16 protein-coding genes are annotated in these 17,851 nt (G+C 60.8%); 5 read left to right on the plus strand and 11 right to left on the minus strand.

The genetic code is table 11. From position 1 onward, the window contains the following. Positions 1–4: 4 nt before the first annotated feature. The 7 genes from motA to flhA form a co-directional block, all read right to left on the minus strand. Positions 5–886, minus strand: a complete 882-nt coding sequence (gene motA, locus C7453_RS04835; protein ID WP_114726396.1) for a flagellar motor stator protein MotA — start codon at positions 884–886, stop codon at positions 5–7. A gap of 126 nt (positions 887–1,012) precedes the next feature. Further along, positions 1,013–2,107 (minus strand): flagellar motor protein MotB, encoded by a 1,095-nt coding sequence (locus C7453_RS04840; protein WP_114726397.1) that lies wholly within the window; start codon positions 2,105–2,107, stop codon positions 1,013–1,015. Positions 2,108–2,124: 17 nt separating this feature from the next. Then, complete coding sequence (locus C7453_RS04845) at positions 2,125–2,889, minus strand: hypothetical protein (protein WP_114726398.1); 765 nt, start codon at positions 2,887–2,889, stop codon at positions 2,125–2,127. A 165-nt stretch (positions 2,890–3,054) separates the two neighbouring features. Beyond that, complete coding sequence (locus C7453_RS04850; protein WP_114726399.1) at positions 3,055–3,480, minus strand: flagellar export protein FliJ; 426 nt, start codon at positions 3,478–3,480, stop codon at positions 3,055–3,057. Further along, on the minus strand, positions 3,477–4,868 hold the full coding sequence (gene fliI, locus C7453_RS04855; protein WP_114726670.1) for a flagellar protein export ATPase FliI: 1,392 nt from the start codon (positions 4,866–4,868) through the stop codon (positions 3,477–3,479). Before fliI ends, C7453_RS04850 begins: the two co-directional genes overlap by 4 nt. Positions 4,869–5,002: 134 nt before the next feature. Further along, entirely contained in the window at positions 5,003–6,751 is a 1,749-nt protein-coding gene (locus C7453_RS04860; RefSeq protein WP_114726400.1) for a DUF1217 domain-containing protein, read from the minus strand. A gap of 200 nt (positions 6,752–6,951) precedes the next feature. Next, positions 6,952–9,027 (minus strand): flagellar biosynthesis protein FlhA, encoded by a 2,076-nt coding sequence (gene flhA, locus C7453_RS04865; RefSeq protein ID WP_170143143.1) that lies wholly within the window; start codon positions 9,025–9,027, stop codon positions 6,952–6,954. 408 nt (positions 9,028–9,435) lie between these two features. Here flhA and C7453_RS04870 point away from each other — a divergent pair, with 408 nt between their 5' ends. Next, positions 9,436–11,001 carry a glycosyltransferase gene (locus tag C7453_RS04870; RefSeq protein WP_245948787.1) on the plus strand — a complete coding sequence of 522 codons (1,566 nt, stop codon included), beginning with the start codon at positions 9,436–9,438 and terminating at the stop codon, positions 10,999–11,001. 58 nt (positions 11,002–11,059) lie between these two features. Here C7453_RS04870 and C7453_RS04875 read toward each other — a convergent pair whose 3' ends face one another. Next, a complete protein-coding gene (locus tag C7453_RS04875; protein ID WP_245948788.1) occupies positions 11,060–11,872 on the minus strand; it encodes a transglycosylase SLT domain-containing protein in 813 nt (270 codons plus the stop codon). Between the two features lie 453 nt (positions 11,873–12,325). Here C7453_RS04875 and C7453_RS04880 point away from each other — a divergent pair, with 453 nt between their 5' ends. The 4 genes from C7453_RS04880 to C7453_RS04895 all read left to right on the plus strand — a co-directional run bounded on the left by C7453_RS04880 (position 12,326) and on the right by C7453_RS04895 (position 14,875). Next, positions 12,326–13,456 (plus strand): flagellar basal body P-ring protein FlgI, encoded by a 1,131-nt coding sequence (locus C7453_RS04880; protein ID WP_114726403.1) that lies wholly within the window; start codon positions 12,326–12,328, stop codon positions 13,454–13,456. Positions 13,457–13,462: 6 nt separating this feature from the next. Beyond that, entirely contained in the window at positions 13,463–13,810 is a 348-nt protein-coding gene (locus C7453_RS04885) for a rod-binding protein (RefSeq protein WP_114726404.1), read from the plus strand. Next, entirely contained in the window at positions 13,807–14,238 is a 432-nt protein-coding gene (locus C7453_RS04890) for a hypothetical protein (protein WP_114726405.1), read from the plus strand. The genes C7453_RS04885 and C7453_RS04890 overlap by 4 nt, the downstream gene beginning before the upstream one ends. Before the next feature lie 145 nt (positions 14,239–14,383). Continuing rightward, positions 14,384–14,875 carry a hypothetical protein gene (locus C7453_RS04895; RefSeq protein WP_114726406.1) on the plus strand — a complete coding sequence of 164 codons (492 nt, stop codon included), beginning with the start codon at positions 14,384–14,386 and terminating at the stop codon, positions 14,873–14,875. A gap of 13 nt (positions 14,876–14,888) precedes the next feature. On the opposite strand, the gene C7453_RS19300 is transcribed toward C7453_RS04895, so the two are convergent. The 3 genes from C7453_RS19300 to C7453_RS04910 all read right to left on the minus strand — a co-directional run bounded on the left by C7453_RS19300 (position 14,889) and on the right by C7453_RS04910 (position 17,468). After that, positions 14,889–15,641, minus strand: a complete 753-nt coding sequence (locus C7453_RS19300; protein ID WP_245948789.1) for a DUF6468 domain-containing protein — start codon at positions 15,639–15,641, stop codon at positions 14,889–14,891. Between the two features lie 80 nt (positions 15,642–15,721). Further along, positions 15,722–16,873, minus strand: coding sequence for a flagellar motor switch protein FliM (fliM, locus tag C7453_RS04905; protein WP_114726407.1), 1,152 nt, complete (start codon positions 16,871–16,873; stop codon positions 15,722–15,724). Positions 16,874–16,931: 58 nt separating this feature from the next. Then, complete coding sequence (locus C7453_RS04910) at positions 16,932–17,468, minus strand: flagellar basal body-associated FliL family protein (protein WP_114726408.1); 537 nt, start codon at positions 17,466–17,468, stop codon at positions 16,932–16,934. Positions 17,469–17,851: the final 383 nt, after the last annotated feature.

Below are 17,851 nucleotides of genomic sequence, written 5' to 3' on the forward strand. Positions count from 1 at the left end.
TCCGTCAGGCCGCGGCAGCCATGGTGGGCTGCGACACGGATAATGCCGTATCGAGCTCAGTAAACGAAGGCATAAAAGCGGGCGGAATGTCCTTGCGCCCGATTTCGGCACTGACCTGAGGCGGGTTGCCTTGAAGATGCGCCACGAAGACAATCCGGATGATGTCCTGATAACGACCGTCCTGGGTTATCACATCGCGCATCCGGGCTGCGAGAGGCGCTACGACGCCGTAAGACAGCAGCACGCCGAGAAAGGTGCCGACGAGGGCGCCGGCGATCATTTCACCCAGAACGGCTGGCGGCTTGCTGATCGAGGACATCGTCTTGATGACGCCCAGGACTGCGGCCACGATGCCCAGTGCCGGCAGGGCATCCGCGATGCTCGTCAGGCACTCGGCAGTATGCAGCTTCGCCGTCAGGTTCTTTTTCAACTCGCGGGCCATGACTTCGTCAAGCTGGTAGGCATCGTCCATGTTGAGGCTGATCAGCCGCAGATAGTCACAGATCAGATTGCGGGTTTCGAGATCGTCGCGGATGGCGGGCGATTGCGCGAAAATGCTGCTTTCGGCCGGATTTTCGACATGTTCTTCAAGCGCCATGTTTCCCTTCGCATGGGCCAGACGCATGAACCGGAACAGCGTGAGCAGGAGTTCGGTATAGGCCGCCTTGTCGTAACGGGGGCCTTTCAACGTCGATTTCAGGTCGGGAAGCAGTTTTTTGAGCGCTCCGGCGGAATTCGACATCACGAAGATGCCGGCCGCCGAACCCATGATGGTCAGCATCTCGAAAGGCATCGAGGCGAGCAGAGGGGCCAGGACACCCCCGGAGGCCACGAACGAGCCGAAGACGCAGAGCAGCGCAAAGACGAGGCCCCCGATGAAGAGCATTGAGTTGTCTCCGTTTCACCCAGATATGCTGGCCGGCACGCGCCGGTCGCAGTGGTATGCAGTGTTCTCGATCCCAGGCTGTCGGACCGACGTCTTTGGTGCCCGCTTCGCGGCTGCGGAGGGGCGTTATTTCGGCTTTGCCGCTTCGGATGCGTGCTGTTTCACGGCCGTTCCTTCGGGTCCGGGTGATACCGCAGCGGGATTGTCCGACAAGGGAAGGACGGGCGGGGCACCATCCCCATACATCTTGTGCATGACGATCACGACCCGCCTGTTGGCTGGGGCCGAAGGGGTTGCGGGAACGGCCAGCGAACGATCGGCTCTTCCCGAGACGTCGAGGATATTGGTGTCGGGATAGCCGGCCTTGACCAACGCCTCACGGGCGTAATCCGCCCGCAGCGCGGAGAGGGTCCAGTTGGACATGCTCCAGTTCTTGCCGGGGCGGTACATGTCGGAATCGGTATAGCCGATGATGGAAATGCGTTCCGGCATCGGAGCGAGCCATTTGGCGATTTCGGCCAGCATCTGCCGGCCTTTGCTGTTGGGGGCCGGCGATCCCGAATCGAACATCGGTGTATTACTGGCATCCCGAAGCTCGATCCGGATGTCGTTCCGGCCGAAACTGACCGCCACGTTGGAGGTGGCGTCGTGAAGGGTCGGGTCTTTCTGGATTGCCTGCTGAAGATTGGACGCCATCTGTTCGATCTTGCCCTGTTCGGCGGCTGCGTCGTCGGCGCCGACATAGGCCGTATGCTGGGCGCCGCCGCTGTCCGGTCCGCCAATCGGGACGACACTGGGGGTTCGTGGGACGAATGCTGTCCTGATCCCGTAGGTGATGTCGTCAGGAGCGCCACCTTCTATGGACGTGATAGGCCCGCGTCCTGCGCCGAGCTTTCTGGATTGTGGCGCGTTCGAACTCGTATCGTTCTTGATCATCTGCAACGATTTCCCCGCCGTGAGCGGGGATGGGGAGGAGTCGAGCACGCCATCCGTCGGCGGCACAAGAGTCTTGTTGTCCGCCATGGGATTGAAGAATTGCGCGATGCCCCGGCGTTGCTCGTCCGTTGTTGCGTTGAGGAGCCACATGACCAGAAAGAATGCCATCATCGCCGTCATGAAGTCGGCATAAGCGATTTTCCACGCCCCGCCATGATGGCCCGGCTCGTCGGAAGACTCGCCGCTGCGCCTGATGATGACGGGAGGTTTGTTGTTTCTGGCCATGTGGAACTACCGTGACCTTACAGGGCCTTGTGATGGACCATGCCGACGCGGCAGGACGGATCTCCGCGATAGGCCGCGCGCCCGGCATGGGTCAGGGCAATGGATGTATCGAGCCAGACTTCGCCACCGAGTTCGCGCCAGCGCCGGCAGAACGTGAAATCCTCGCTCAGATAGGTGCCGGTTTCCGGGTCGATGCTGGCGTCGAACAGGGCGTGATACAGGCCGGCATCTCCGCTGCCCGCGGTATCGATCCGGCGATAGGCGGTTTCGGGATAATGCTTGATCATGCGGGCGATCGCCTTCCGGCTGATCATCATGAACCCCGTGCCGGCGTAATGTGTCCGGATGAGCGGACCTTTTTCCCAGGTCTCGTGCATGGCATCGGTCTCGCCGACATAGCGCAGGGAGGCCGATTCCTGGGGTTCGCCGCGCAGGATGTTTTCCTGAGTGCCTTTATCCCAGAACCGTTCCTTGATCGGATACATGCCCGCGATCAGGTCCTTGTCGGCCGCGAGAAGGCGCGCCGGCGCTTCTGCGGGGAAGCCGATATCGGCGTCGATGAAAAGGAGATGCGTGGCGTCGGACCGTGTGAAAAACTGATGGACCAGGGTGTTGCGCGCCCGGCTGATCATCGCGTCGTCGCCGAGCAGGGAAAGAGTCATCGGAGTCCGCATCACGCCGGTGCAGGCGATAATGGATTCCATGTATTCCTGCGTTACCAGACCGCCGAAACAAGGCGTCGCAATGAATAATTTTGCGGTCTGTTGTTCTGTCTGTTCCATGCGCTTTCCTGGTCGCTCACGTCCATGGGGATGATCGGATCGATATCAGGCACGGTTACGCGCCGACCCCGATAATAGCGATAGCCGGGGCATTGCACTTACTCAAGGACGAAACAGGATAAAAACGACGATCGTCTTGTCGGAATGATACATGAACATTGGAAGTCAACCTGGCATCATGCGTACCCGTCGTGACAGGTCGTCGATTTCGGCCCGTTCCCGCCTCGTGGCGATCTCTTTTTCCTCTTCCATCCGCCGATCGAGGATCGAGGTTGCCGCCTTCAGAGCAGCATTGGCCTGCATGAGGGCTTCGCGCGCCTGTTCCGATGCCTGGCTGGCGCTGTGCAGCGTGTTCTCGGCACGTTCGACGGCCTCCTGTCCGAACGGTAGCCAGCGACGGAAATCGTCCATCGATACATGCTCGGACATAGCGGCCTGACGTTCGCTTTCGATCGTCGCCTGGCAGCTTTCCAATTGGATGCGTGCGGTATGTTCGCTGGCCAGCGCTTCGACCATGGCGGCCTTCGCCTGGTCGACCTTCGTTTTGTGGAGGCGGATCAGGGAGCGTAACGCGCGTGTGCGGGCATTCATCGCGATGTGCGGGATGCCGAGAGTGCGCCGCGCAGTGCGTCGAAGCTTGCGGCGATCGTCGCCTTTTCCTGGCGTGACTGCTTCAGGATGCCTTCGATGACGGGAGCGACGTGAATAGCCTTGTCGGTGACCGGATCGTTTCCTGCCCGATAGGCGCCCAGGCGAACCATGTCCTGGATATCTTCCCAGGTCGCAAGATCGGTTCGTGCTTCCTGGGCCAGGGCGTTTTCCTCCACGCTGTTGCATCCGGGAACGGTGCGCGAGAGAGAGCGGAGGACGTTGACGGCCGGATAGCGCCCGGCCTCGGCGATCCGCCGTTCCAGCACGACATGCCCGTCGAGAATGCCGCGCACCGCATCGGCGACCGGTTCGTTGTGGTCGTCGCCTTCGACCAGCACCGAGAACATGGCCGTGATCTGGCCGGCCTTGCCGTCCGGCCCGGCAAGGCCCGGGCCTGCGCGCTCCAGCAGACGCGGCAGTTCCGCAAAGACACTGGGCGGATAGCCCCGGGTCGCGGGAGGTTCGCCGGAAGACAGCCCGATTTCACGCAAGGCCTGGCAAAAGCGGGTGACGCTGTCCATGAGCAGCAGCACTGATTTGCCTTGATCCCTGAAATATTCCGCTACCGCCATGGCCGAATAGGCGGCTTCCCGTCGCATGAGGGGGGACGTGTCGGAGGTGGCGACCACGACGACCGATTTGGCCAGCCCTTCAGGCCCTAGATCGTCTTCCACGAATTCCCGGACTTCCCGGCCGCGTTCGCCGACAAGCGCGATGACTGCCACGTCGCAGTCGGTATTGCGCGCCAGCATGCCCATCAACGTGGATTTTCCTACGCCTGAGCCGGCGAACAGGCCGAGTCTCTGTCCTTCGCGGCAGGTCGTGAACAGGTTGAGCACCCGGACACCGAGGTCGATGCGTGGCCCCAGCCGTGCCCGCAGGCCAGCTTCGGGAGGGGGGGCATGCAGTCGACAAGGTTCCCCGCCCGGGGGAAGCGGCCCCTTGCCGTCAACGGGGCGCCCCATCGGGTCGATGACACGTCCTTGCCACAACGGATTGACGGCCAGCGTGCCGCCCGCCCGGCGCCGCCTCTGTTCCTGATCATAAAGCCGGAACATCGCGCGGCAGCCCGACCCTATGCCCGCCGGGGCTCCGAACGGCATGGCGATGGCCGTATCTCCCCGGAACGCCACGATTTCCGCCTCTGTCTCGCGTCCGTCCAGTCCGATAATGCTGACCCGGTCTCCAACGCCGGTGAAGTCGCGCATGCCGCTGAGGGAGACGGACAGGCCGGTCAGGCCCGTCACGCGCCCCTCCAGCACGCCTACGGGAACATCGTGAAACGGGCCGGCCACGGCCTTGCGGAGCGCATCGAGGGTATGGACCATCCCGCTGGCAAGCGCGTCGTCCTGCGATGCTCGATCGGTTTCGCTGTTTGTTTCGGCAGGCTGCATGCTGCGCTCACCCAGTCAGGCAGGTTGCGCCTGCAACCAACCCTTTAAAACAAGCTGGAATCAGGATTTCAGCTCGAGGAGGACGTGTTGACGCCAAACAGTGCGGCGATGCCTTCAGCGCTCGAGCCGCCACCGTACAGATCCATCATGGTTGCCGGTTTGTCCGGTGTCTGCGGGTTGATCTGGAGCATGGCCAGGTAGCGCTCGGCATATTGCTGGATCTGCTGCGGGGTCGAGAGCTTGCTGAAATCCACCTTGTCCTTCAGCATCCGGACCTGCTGGTCGTAATCCAGGGTTCCGAATGTCGAGGGATCGTAGCCCGCGACCGTTTCAGCGACTTTCAGCAATGTGGGATCGGACATCAACTGCGCCAGGGTGGTGACGCCGGTCATCTTGCGTGTGAAGTAGAGCGCGTTACCCACGCCGTTATCCTGCATGTCGTCGCTGTTTTCGTACTGAGTCAGTTCGAATTGCGAGACGGCCGTGTTGATATTGACCCCCGTTACGGTGCTGGCGACCGTGCTGTCGCTTGTCAGGGTCGAATCCTGGGTCAGTGATGACGTCGAGAGCTTCGGCGGTTGGACATTGACGGTGTACGTAACGCCGTTGACCTTCGCCTGCAGGGCGGGAATGTCGTGCGAATACTGGCCGTTGACCTGCATCACATTCCCCGTGTTGTCGAACGAGGTGGTAAAGGTCGTACTGGTGACCTGGGTGCCGTAGGGATCGATGATATAAGCCTGCCAGGTAGAGGGCGAGGACGTGTCCTGTACCCATTTGACGGACAGGGTGGTCCGGTTGGCGGCACTGGTACCGTTTGCGTCGTCCGTTGCCTCGTTCGGGTCGAACGGGGCCGTGACGTATGTCTGGTTCGTTCCCGATGTGGTGCCGAGGGTAATGGACGGAAGGGTCAGGGTGGTGCTGGAGTCGGCTGAGGACGTCAGGCTGACGATCTGGCTTGGGCTGGCGGTGCTGGTGGTGTACGGGCTCACCGGCGCCATGGTGACGCCGCTTTTTCCGCCCGGTGTTCCGAGATCCAGATTGATGGATTGCTGTATGCTGGTTCCATCGGACTGCACAATGCTCAGGCTGATCGGCAGCGCGATGGTGCCCGCATCGTCGGTCGACACCGCCTCGCCGGTCGACATGTCGGTGGCGGACGCCAGGGTGCCGTCTTCATTGAAGACGACCTGATAGGCATTCGTATCGATCGTTGCATTGCCGTCGGCATCATAGGCGCTGACGGTCCAGGACAGGGGGTTGCTGGAATCCTGGGTCCATTTGAGGGCCACCTGGTGGGCGTCCGAATTCGCATCGTAGGTTGTGACGGGCGCCGTGGTGTAAGTCTGGCCTGTTGCGCTGGCGGAAGGAAGGATGGAACTGACCGAAAGGGTCTTGGTCGCCGTATAGGTCGTGCTGAGGACGTCGGAGGTCGCGTCGGTCAGGAAGGGCGATACCGTTGATGAGCCCTTGTTCTGACCCCAGGTCTTGAAGGCATCGGCAAAGGCCAGCCATGCCGCATTGCCTGATGATTTGGCGAGGGATGTGGAGGATGTCGGGTCCTGCGTCAGCAGGTCTTTGATCACGGCCGTCTGGCCGGAAAGGGAGCTGAGACCGTAAGCGCCGAGCACCACTTGCAAGGCCGAATAATTTTTCAGCAGCCCGTCAGCCGACGTAATGGACGCGGCGTCCTTCTCGAAGGCCGCGACTTCGCGCTTGGTCGTGCTGTCGACCTTTGCGTAGGTTTCCGCCGCCGTCGTTTCGTTCTTGATGGCGGAAACATATGTCGCAATCGGAGAGACGCTCGAGATGGACATCGGCCCGATCCTTCATATCCAGCCATGACGCGGAAGACGCGATCAAGATTTTATCCAACCCGTATAGAAGCTTCTGTCGGCCATGACCATAGGGTCATTCTTCCGGAAGCAGGAAAGAGGGTGGATCTGGTCGGGTGAACCCTCTCTTTACCTGCAGTTCCATGGGAATAGAGATATGCTATAGTTTTTTCTTCTGGATTTCAGGTAATCGTTGCAATCGTCTTGATGCGGGCGCGGGGATATATTTCAGATTGTGAGAGGACCGACACGTTCGGTCGGACGCGCTCCACGATCGAGCGCATGGAGTCGCGGACTGGTGTCGAGACGACGATGACGGGCACTTCGCCGCTGGACGAGAGGGTGTTGAAGACGTCGCGTAGTCGCGTGACGAAACGATTCAGCAGCGAAGGCGGCATGGCGAGGCGCCGCTCCTCGCCTTGTCCGGTGATGTGGTTTATGAATTCCGCCTCCCATTCCGGGGACAGCGTGACCATCGGAATATAGCCGGCTGGCCCTTCCAGCGTGCTGCAGATCTGTCGGGACAGACGGACGCGCACATGGCTGGTCAGGTTCTGTATGCCACGCAGGCCGAGGCCGCTGCCTTCCTGGATGCTCTCCAGGATGGTCGGAAGGTCGCGGATCGAAATGCGTTCGGCCAGCAGCGACTGCAGGACGCGCTGCACGGTGCTCAGTGTCACCTGGGACGGGATCAGATCGTTGACGAGCTTCTGCTGCTCGCGAGGCAGATCGTCGAGCAGCGACTGGGTGGCGACATAGGTCAGGAGGTCTGGCAGGTTCTGCCTGACCAGTTCGCTGAGATGCGTCACGACGACGCTGGCGGGGTCGACCACGGTGCATTTCAAGGCGATGGCCTTGGTTTTCAGGGACGGATCGATCCATACCGCCGGCAGGCCGAATGCAGGTTCGATCGCCTTGTCGCCGGCCAGGGGCGGGGTGCCGCCGGACGGGCTCATGGCCATGAGCTTGCCGGGCTTCGCCTCGCCCGATCCGATCTCGATCTCTTTGAGCTTGATGACGTATTTCTCGGATGGAAGCAGGATGTTGTCCTGGATCCGGATGGGCGGTGTCACGAAGCCCATTTCGGTTGCGATCGCTCTGCGCAGCGCCTTGATTTGCTCGGTCAGCTGGGAGTTCTCGCCGCTTGTCAGCGGCAGCAGGCCGAAGCCGAGTTCGAGGCGCAGCAGGTCGAGCTTGAGGACGTCGGAAATCGGTGTCGTCGCCGGGGTGGGGGCGGTTTCGGTAATGTCGCCGTCGCTGTCCGTGGTGGGGGTCTTGTGGCGAAACCAGGCTCCCGCACCGGCCAAGGCGGCAATGGTGAGGAAGGGAAAGGCCGGCAGGCCGGGCAGCAGCGCAAAGCAGGCCGACAGGACTGCGGCCATGGCCATCGGCTTGGGATTGCCGCCCAACTGACGGACCAGCGTGACGTCGGCGGACCCGTCGGTTCCGCCCTTCGTGACGACGATGCCGGCGGCGGTGGAAACCAAAAGGGCGGGAATCTGCGAGACGAGGCCATCGCCCACGGTCAGGGTCGTGAAGGTGTTCGCGGCTTCGTTCACGGGCATGCCGTGACGCAGCACGCCGATGGCCAGGCCGCCGACGATATTGATGCCCGTGATGATGATCGCGGCGATCGCATCGCCGCGCACGAATTTGGCGGCACCGTCCATGGCGCCGTAGAATGAACTTTCCTCTTCCAGTTCCTTGCGCTTGAGGCGTGCTGTCCGGTCGTTGATCGCGCCCGAGGCCAGTTCGGCGTCGATCGCCATCTGCTTGCCCGGCATGGCGTCGAGGAAGAAGCGCGCCGCGACTTCGGCGATGCGGCCCGAGCCCTTGGTGATGACCATGAAATTCACCACCAGGAGGATGCAGAACACGATCCCGCCGATGACGACATCCCCACCCATCAGGAAGCCACCGAATGCGGCCACCACATGGCCGGCGGCATAGGCACCTTCGTTGCCGTGGCTGAGGATCAGGCGTGTGGTCGCAATTTCGAGTGCCAGCCGGAGGAGTGTGGTCAGCAGGAGGAGTGTGGGAAACGAGGTGAACTCGACCGGTTTCGCCAGAAACAGCGATACCATGAGAACCAGGGCCGAGGCGGTGATCGACAGCGACAGCCCCATATCGAGGATGAAGGTCGGCAGCGGGACGATGAGAATGGACAGGAGCAGCAGGACGCCGACCGCCAGGCCGATATCCGTGCCGGGGATGAGGGAACGCCAGGAAATGGCATTCAGGTTGCCGCCGCGCAGCAAACTGGTTGCAGAGGCGATGCCGCGCGAAAGGGATGGGAACTTGCCGCGCGCGGCGGTTCCGTCAGTCAGCTTGCCATCGCCGGGCCCGGCGATTGTGCTGCCATTGGCGGGGTCCAAGATGCCACATTCCCTTTCGCGTGCCGGTCATGGTCATAACGATATCTGGTGATGATCTGCGGCCATATGCTGCGAGATATACCGTACAGGACCGGTTTCTGGGGGCGATAAGTACCGTTATAGTCGGTTTTGAGCAAGGTGCGAAAAAGGGCGCCTACGTGGAATATGGTCCCTTCCGGCCGATTTGCCGGCGGGGATGTGACGGGTTGATCTTCGGGTGGTTCGAGAACCGCCCCCCCGTCGTGAGGCAGAGCGTTGGGCATGGCTTCCGGACGAGGCGAGGCAGGATTTGTGACGGATATTGAAACGAAGAGGGGCCTGGGGTCCGAAATGGGCGACGCCGCGCAGTCCGTGGATGTCGTGCTCCTGAAGGAAAGCCTGCTGCAATCGCCGACGCCAGCCCATCTGATCGAGGCGTGCGATAAGTTGGCGGCGAAAGGGCAACTCATCGACATTACCCGGCTGGTACTGGAGGTAACGTCACTGCATCTGGACGACGGGCAGTTGAGTCTGGCCGGTGCGACGGTGATCCTGCGGTACAGTTCCCGTTATGAGATTGTCGAAACATTGGCGCGCAATACGCTGCGGGTCGAGCCGGACAATGTGGCGGCGCAGGCGTTTCTGGCGCATGTCCGCGTCGTTAGCGGCGATGTCGCCGGAGGGTGCTCCCTGTTCTCCGGCATGATGGAGCGTTATCCAGAGAAGCGTGCGAATATATGTGAATTCATATCGATGTCGCTTCTTGAAGCTGGATACCCGGCGGAGGCGCTGAAGGTCCTGCAGTCTCATCTCATGAACGGAGACGTGACTGCGGCGCTTCTGAACAATATCGGATGCGCCCTGGGGCGTCTCAATCGGTCATCCGAAGCCCTTCCCTGGTATGAAAGGGCGCTGGCACTTGAGCCGTCGCCCGACGCCAGCTTCGGTTATGCCTGCACGCTGCTGAAGGCCGGGAGGCTGGCGGATGGCTGGCAGATTTATTCCAAGCGGGACCTGATTGTTAAGGACAAGTCGGCATGGTACCTGGAATTGCCGCGCCTGGGGCCTGATGATGACGTGTCGGGGCGGAAGGTTCTGCTGTTCGACGAGCAGGGGTTCGGCGATACTATTCAATTCATCCGCTGCCTCCCGTATCTGCTGGAAAGGGGGGCGGAGGTGACTGTCGTCGTGCCTCCGATGCTCGTTCGTCTTTTGTCCCAGTCTTTCCCTGGCGTGTGCGTTCGCGACAAGTGGAGCTTCGGCCAGGAGGACGGCTACAGCTATGCTGCCCCGATTCCGGATCTTCCTTATATCAGCGGTGTGATGTCGGTGCGGGATATTCCGGCTGCCATTCCCTATCTGCGTGCCGACGAGGGGGATGTCGCACGGTTTGCCGCCCTTTTGCCCGACAGGCGGCCGCGTGTCGGGCTGGTCTGGGCGGGCGAACGGCGGGCGCAGTCCGAGTATGATTTGGCGGACAAGCGTCGTTCGACCACGTTGGCCGAGATGGGAGCGGCCCTGACCCCGGTGGAGGCTACGCTGGTCAATCTACAGTTCGGTGGGCCGCGTGCGGAAATCGAGGCATGGGATGGTCAACCGCTGTTCGACCCGATGGGCGATGTGCGTGACATGGCCGATACCGCGGCGATCATGAAAAATCTCGATCTGGTCATTTCCGTCGATACGGCACCGCTGCATCTTGCCGGCGCCCTCGGCTGCCCCGTGTGGCTGGTCAGCCGTTGGGATGCCTGCTGGCGATGGGGCGATGAAGGAAGTGGCACGCCCTGGTATCCGAACATGCGCGTGTTCCGGGCGAAGGAGCGATCGTTCGCACCTGTATTGCAGGAAGTCGGGCGGGCTTTGCGCAACTGGCTTTAACGCTGGGCCGGTTCGGGCGGGGCGATGTTTCGCGTGGAACGGTTCGGCACGCCGGGCATCAACCCGTCGGGCGGGCCAGCATGACGGGGTTGGCACGGTAGGATGCCAGCGTGCGCCCCCGCATGCCGCCCGTAGTCGGGCGGTGGATCGTGGGCTGGGTGAAATGCGCAAATCCCTGGAACGGGTGAAAGACCTTGGCTGGCGCCGGGGGAGCGCTGCCGTCGGTATCGGGTTGTGCGTCGGCCGTGAGGGTTGGTTGCTGTATCGTTTTGGGCGTGGACGGATGCATGGAGGCTGGCGTGATGGAAGATGCCATGTGGACGTTCTGGCGCGCTGGCGCGTGTGTATCCCGTCCATCCTGCGGGATCGCCCAGGCTTCCAGGACCTTCCACTGGTAGGGGGTGCCGATGCCGGGTGTCTGGGAGTGGTATGCTGCGGCGGCGCGCGGCCAGCTTCCCGTCTTGTCATACATCTGGAGCAGGAATCGGCCTGCGTACAGCGTATTGGCGACCGGGTCGAATGCCTGGTCGAGCGAGGCGAAGGCGTCCGGATGCTGTTGCAGGTTAACCTGCATGCAACCGACGTCGATCGACTGGATCCCTTGCTGACGAAAGGCTTCCACGGCCGCGACGGCTTCGGCGCGCGTTGAATAATAATGGCCGATTCCCGACGCCGTAATCGTCCACGGCCATGCGGAAATGGTGCCGTCCGGGCCTGGCTTGCCGCTTTCGACCCGGCTCATGGCATTGAGAAAACCATCCGGGACACGGAGTGCCCGTTCCGCTTGCGCTGTCGCCGCGATGCAGAGCGACGCTTCCGGGAGGCGGGCGAATGCGGTGCGGGCCGGCAGGAGCAGGATGAGGACGGCCAATGTCGTCCGACATGCGTGGTGTCGTGGAGCGTTGCAGCGCATGGCCGGTATCGGGGCTGGACCTATCACAGGCCGTCTCTCCCTGTATCGTAGGCCGTTCGGCGGCGCATGGAACGGCGAGGTCGTCGCGCCTGCGTTCTGAAACGGGTCTATCGAACTTTGAGGTATGGGCAGTCGTCCGGCTTTACCTCATTTCCTCGATGGTCCACAACCGGACGGAAGCCGAAGAGACAAGGCGGACTATCCTTCTCATTTCACGTCGCTGGGCCATTGAATATGGTGGTCCCGCGGCGTATTCTCAAAATCTGCCATGGTCACTTCGCGGAATGCCATGGGCCGAAGTGCAAAAGGTGACCAGTGTCTATGAGGACTTGCCTCAGGGCGGCCAGCCTCTATCGCAACCATTTCGGTCGCGGCGATGGAACGGATGCCGCGTCTTTCAGTCGGAAAAGCATGCAGGTGCCTTGTTTCCGGCGGATTGTGGCGCTGGTTTCGACCGCGTTTCTTCTGATCGGGCTGCTCCCGTTTCCGTCGGCCAGTGCCGCGATCGTTCGGGTGAAGGATATCGTCGATTATGAAGGCGTGCGCGACAACCAGTTGGTCGGCTATGGCCTTGTCGTTGGACTCCGGGGTACGGGCGATCGACTGACCAATACCATTTTCACGCGCGAAACGCTGATCAGCATGCTGAACCGCCTCGGGGTGAATATTCGCGACCGTGAAGTGCAGCTTCAGACCCATGACGTGGCCGCTGTGATGGTGACCGCGACCCTGCCGCCTTTTTCGCACGGGGGCGGACGGATTGATGTGACGGTTTCCGCCGTCGGTGATGCGCGGGACCTCGCCGGCGGGACGTTGCTGGTGACGCCCCTTCAGGCCGCGGATGGCGAAGTTTATGCCGTCGCCCAGGGATCGCTGGTGACCAACGCATTCGCGGCCAGCGGAGCTGCCGGCGGCATGACGCAGAATATTCCGACCAGCGGCCATATTGCCAATGGGGCGGTGGTCGAACGCGAAGTGCCGGTCAATCTGGGGGCAGGTGGGATTATTCATCTTTCCCTGCGTAATGCCAATTTTACAACTGCGAACAGAATTGTCGATGTGATCAACCGCTCTATCGGGCGTGGCATGGCACGGGTTGACGATCCGCGTACCATTGCCATCGACCTCTCCGGGCGCAATGCGGCGACAACCCTGTATCGGATCGGCGACCTGAGCATCGAGCCCGATACGATGGCCAAGGTGATTGTCGATGAGGCTAGCGGAACGATCGTCATGGGCGACAATGTGCGCATCAGCACCGTTGCCATCGCACAGGGAAATCTGACCATCCAGGTTACGGAACTGCCTGTGGCGTCCCAGCCTGGCCCGTTCTCCAATGGAACGACCGCTATTCTGCCACGAACGCAGATCGCGGCGAACACGGGGAGTTCTAATCGCCTGGGGATATTGCGCGAGGGGCCGACTCTTGCCAGTTTGGTCGCAGGTATGAACGCTCTGGGCATGGGACCGCGGGATATGATCGGTATCCTTCAGGCCATCAAGGCCGATGGGGCGCTCCAGGCCGATCTTGAGGTAAGGTAGCGGCGCATGAGTGGTATAGGTGATGTCGCGTCTTCGTTGTCCACGATGAGCCGGCAGCAGGTTGCGACCGGGCAGGCGAACCAGGATTCGGCCCGTAAGGAAGAGGCTCGCAAGGCGGCTGTCTCGTTTGAAAGCGTGACCATCGGCGAATTGTTGCAGCCCATGTTCGATACGGTGGACACGTCCAAAGGCATGTTCGGGGGCGGTGCGGCCGAGAAGCAGTTCCGCTCGCTTCAGGTTCTGGAAATTGGCAAGCAGATCGCCAATAACGGTGGCATCGGCATTGCCGACAGCGTCTATCGCCAGATTCTGGCCATGCAGGAACAGGCTCAGCAGGAGCAAAGCCAGTCATGAGCCGTGCGTCGGCCGGAATGGCGGCTTCCCTTCTTACCAGCTTCCAGACGGTCTGCTCCGTGCTTGAGACTGAGAACGATCTTCTGAAAGCCGGCAGGCTGCGGGAGGTCGTGGATATGCTTCCGGCAAAGCAAAGAGAAATGGACGCTCTGGAGCGCATTCTGGTAGTGAGTCGTGCCGATTCGTTATCGGCCGACCGGCTTCATGGTCTGAAGACGTCGGAAATCGAAGAGGTGGCTGGCCGCTTCGGTGCATTGGTGCGCGCCAATCGAACATTGCTGAAAAATGCAATCGACGCGCAGAATATCCTGATTCGGCTGATCGTGGTGGATGCGACGCAGGATGCAGGCGTCGGTTATGGTGCTTCGGGTCAATATATGTCCAACCCCGGCGCGCAGGCGGCACTGACATTGCGCAGCGATGTCTAACATCGTCTGTTCGTTCGTTTCCTTCTGCCATCGGAATGTGCCTGGACGGCATGCGGTATAGACCGAAGAGACCTCTTTGGCCTGGGCACGTCTGGATGGAAGGGGTTCGAGTGTTCGGCTTCTCGGTATCCGGAAAAGAGAATTCATGAATCTACGATGTCATTTCGCGGTTTTGCTGCCTGATATCCGGCGGCATGCGATGCGGATGGGTGCGGTGACCCTGGCGTCGGCCGGGCTTGCGGGCTGCCTGTCACCGGCCAAGCCATATCTGGATATGGGACGCCGTCTGGCGGACTCCGGCTTTGTGGCGCACAAGGCGGACACGACCGCACGCTACGCCATGATGAATACGCTGCCGCCCGGCGAGGTCACGTATCGGCCGTCCACGGTCGGGCCGGTGTATCTCTATGCCGATCCGATCGGGTGTGGCTGTGTGTATATGGGGTCGGCGACAGCCTACAGCTATTATGTATCGTCGGTTTCCGCAGGGAAGAAAGCTGTCGCTACCCCCTCGGCAATCCCTGCGATGGCGGCCGAAAACAGGCGCGATACTGCGTCGTGGGATTGGAGCGCATGGTCGCCCAACGCTGATCCCGGACCCAGCCAGCCCCGACATGTCATCGGTGGCTACTGGTAGAACAGGGGGGGGGTTACCGAGCGGGCCGGCCGAGAAAAGTGTTCTCCAGCCTTTTCATTTGATGATTTTTCTGACGATTTGAGGTCGATGCTCGGCTTCTGGCATTCTTCGGCCCGTCATTTTCCCTTTCCGCAGCCGGGGAGGGACTCGGGCGAAGGGCCGGGCTTTCATCGCGGGTCGCCCTGAGTGTGACGTTATCAGCCGCAGGTCGGGCGATTGGCGGTGTTGTGTTCCGAGGGGGGGGGGCAGTCTCGTCCTGCGTCTCGGATTGCTGTGACCGCGCGGGTTCGTGACGGTTCTCCTGTATCTCTGCCGGAGCTGCGGCGGCAATGTTGTGCTCCGTGTCTTCGGATACAGGTTGGTTTTGGACTTCGGCATGCAGCTTTAGCTCGATTTCGGATGCTTTTTCGAGCAGTTGTTCAAGCTTCCTTTCGTGCGGAGAAGCCTTGATCGTCGCCGTCTCCAGACGTCCCGCCGTCGCGTCGGCCTTCTCGACCATGGTGTCGAGTTCGGTGCCTGTTACCTTGGCCAATTCGATCATGCGGCTGAGTGGGCGGCCGCTGACTTCTCCGGCTATGCGCAGTTTCTCCACGCCTTCTTCCGCACTTTTCACGCTGGCTTCGAGCTTTTCGACCAGGCCCATCAGGCTTTCGCGGTCGTGCTTCAGGTTGGAAAGAACCCGACTGAGATAAAAGCTGTAGATAATCCCCAGAAGCAGGAAGAACGATAAAACGATTTCGATGATCAGCTGGATCTGAGTCAGCATCTGCCAGATGTCTCCAGTCTGGCCCGGTTTGGAAGCGACGGGCGGGTCGTGAGAGAAGGAATCGGGGTTGTCCTGTTTGCTTATTCGCCTGACGCAGGCGGTGGGGTGGTGTGGGGGTGGGGACTGTCGGGCGGTACCAGCCTTCGTTCGATTTTCACTGCTGCCTTACCGTGCAACTGGCCGAGCCTTCCCACGAAGAGAGAGGTTTGTCCGCACTGCAGCGTGACATGGATATCGGTGTCTTTCCTGTAGGGAAACGCGATCTGGGCACCGGGGCGCAGGTTGAGGACTTCGGAAAGAGAGACGTGCTTTTCCTCGAATACGGCCGACACTTCAACGTCGGTTTCGAGAATCTCGGAGATCAGATGGTTTTCCCAGATTGAATCGCGACCAAAGCGTTCGCCCATGAACTGCTGGGACAGGCGATCGCGCACCGGTTCCAGGGTCGCATAGGGAATGATGAGATCCAGATTGCCGCTCTTGTCTTCCATGTCGATATGCAGCTTTGTCATCACTACGGCATTGGAGGCGCGGGCGATGGCAGCGAAACGGGAGCTGACCTCGAGTCGTTCGAAGGTGAGGTCGATGGTGCAGACGGGATTGAACGCCGCCGAGAGATCGTTGAGGGTCAATGTGATCAGTTTTTCGATCAGAGACCGTTCGATCGCCGTGTGCGGGCGGCCTTCGGTCCCGGCGTGACCCACGCCGCGCGGGCCGCCCATCAGAATATCGATAATGGAATAGGACAATGCGGAGTCGACGACGATAAGCCCGTAATTCTCCCACTGGACGGCCTTGAAAACCGCGAACAGCGAGGATGACGGCACAGTGTTCATGTAGTCGCCGAAACACATCGAGCGCGTGCTCTCCATGGTGATTTCGACGTTGTCGTTCGTGAAGCTGCGGAGCGTTGACGACAGGAGCCTGACGAGCCGGTCCAGCACGATTTCCAGCATCGGGAGGCGTTCGTACGCCACGAAGCCGGCCTTGATGACCCGTTCCATGCCGGTCTCTTCCCGATCGGGAAGTCCGGCGAATGTATTGCCCAGAAGGCTGTCGATTTCAGACTGATCCAGCACGTGGCTGCTGATCATGCTGTTTTCGAAGCCCGTGGACGCATCTTCTCGCGTGGTATGGCCCGCATCTGACCCGTGGCCCGGCGTTTCGTGCGGCGCGTCGGCACTGGCCTCATCGGGCTCGGCGGCGTCCGGCGTGTCGTTTACGTCCTGCATATTGTCTTCGCCACGGTTTGATCTGTACTCTGTATGAACATCAAGTAAAACGTTCCGATTACTGAATCAGGAATTCAACCAGATACAGATTCGTCACCTGCAAGGGCGTCAGTTCCGCCCTGAGGCGACGGATCATCGCCTCGCGCAGCCGGTATATGCCATCACCCCGGATATCCTGAGGGCGTGTCTCATGAAGATAGGTCTGAAATATGTCCTGCACCTGGGGAATCATATTCTGGAGCGAGGCTTCGTCTCGCGCGCCTGAAATTTCGACCTTGGCCGTCAATTTTACATAGACCGGGCGGCCGTCACCATTGTCGAGATTGGATACGATCGACGGGATACCCAGAATGATCGGCGGATGCAGCATCTGGCTGGCGCGGTCTGCCACTCCGCTTTGAACCGAATGGAGCAGACGACCCTTTTCGAGGAATACGGCACCGCCGCCGCCCACAGTGAGAACGAGAGCTGCCAGACCGATGAAGAGAAACTTCTTCCTGGAGCGGCGGGGCTTTGCTTCCGCGGCGATGGATTGCCGCTTCTCATCCCCGGCAGAGGGCTCCGGTGCACCGCCGCCGGTTATAGTCTCGCTCATATGCAGGTGGCTCCCGGAGGGTGGATAAACGATTTATTGACAGTGTAGCTACTGGCGGGAGCATGCTCAATGGGATGGGTGCCGGGGGCACGACAATAGACGGATATCACCGTCGTAAAGGCGGTAATTCCTGCACTCTGGAGGGTATGGCAAGCGGCATTGGTCCGTCGATGCCGGGATTCAACGAGGGGAGCGGGTGTATTCGACCTGCCTTGAAAAACCAGAATGAGAACAAAGTAATCTCCGACGTATGCGGGCGCAGGTGGGTAGGTCCTGCATCTTCAGGTCCGGTCACGTGTAGAAGATTACTTGTTTTTCGCGCCTGACAGTCTCGCGAGAGCAGTTGATGGAGACGTGTCTGTCAACTGTTGGCTGGCTATGTC

It is taken from the genome of Gluconacetobacter liquefaciens (assembly GCF_003350405.1).
GTDB classification, from domain to species: Bacteria; Pseudomonadota; Alphaproteobacteria; order Acetobacterales; family Acetobacteraceae; genus Gluconacetobacter; species Gluconacetobacter liquefaciens.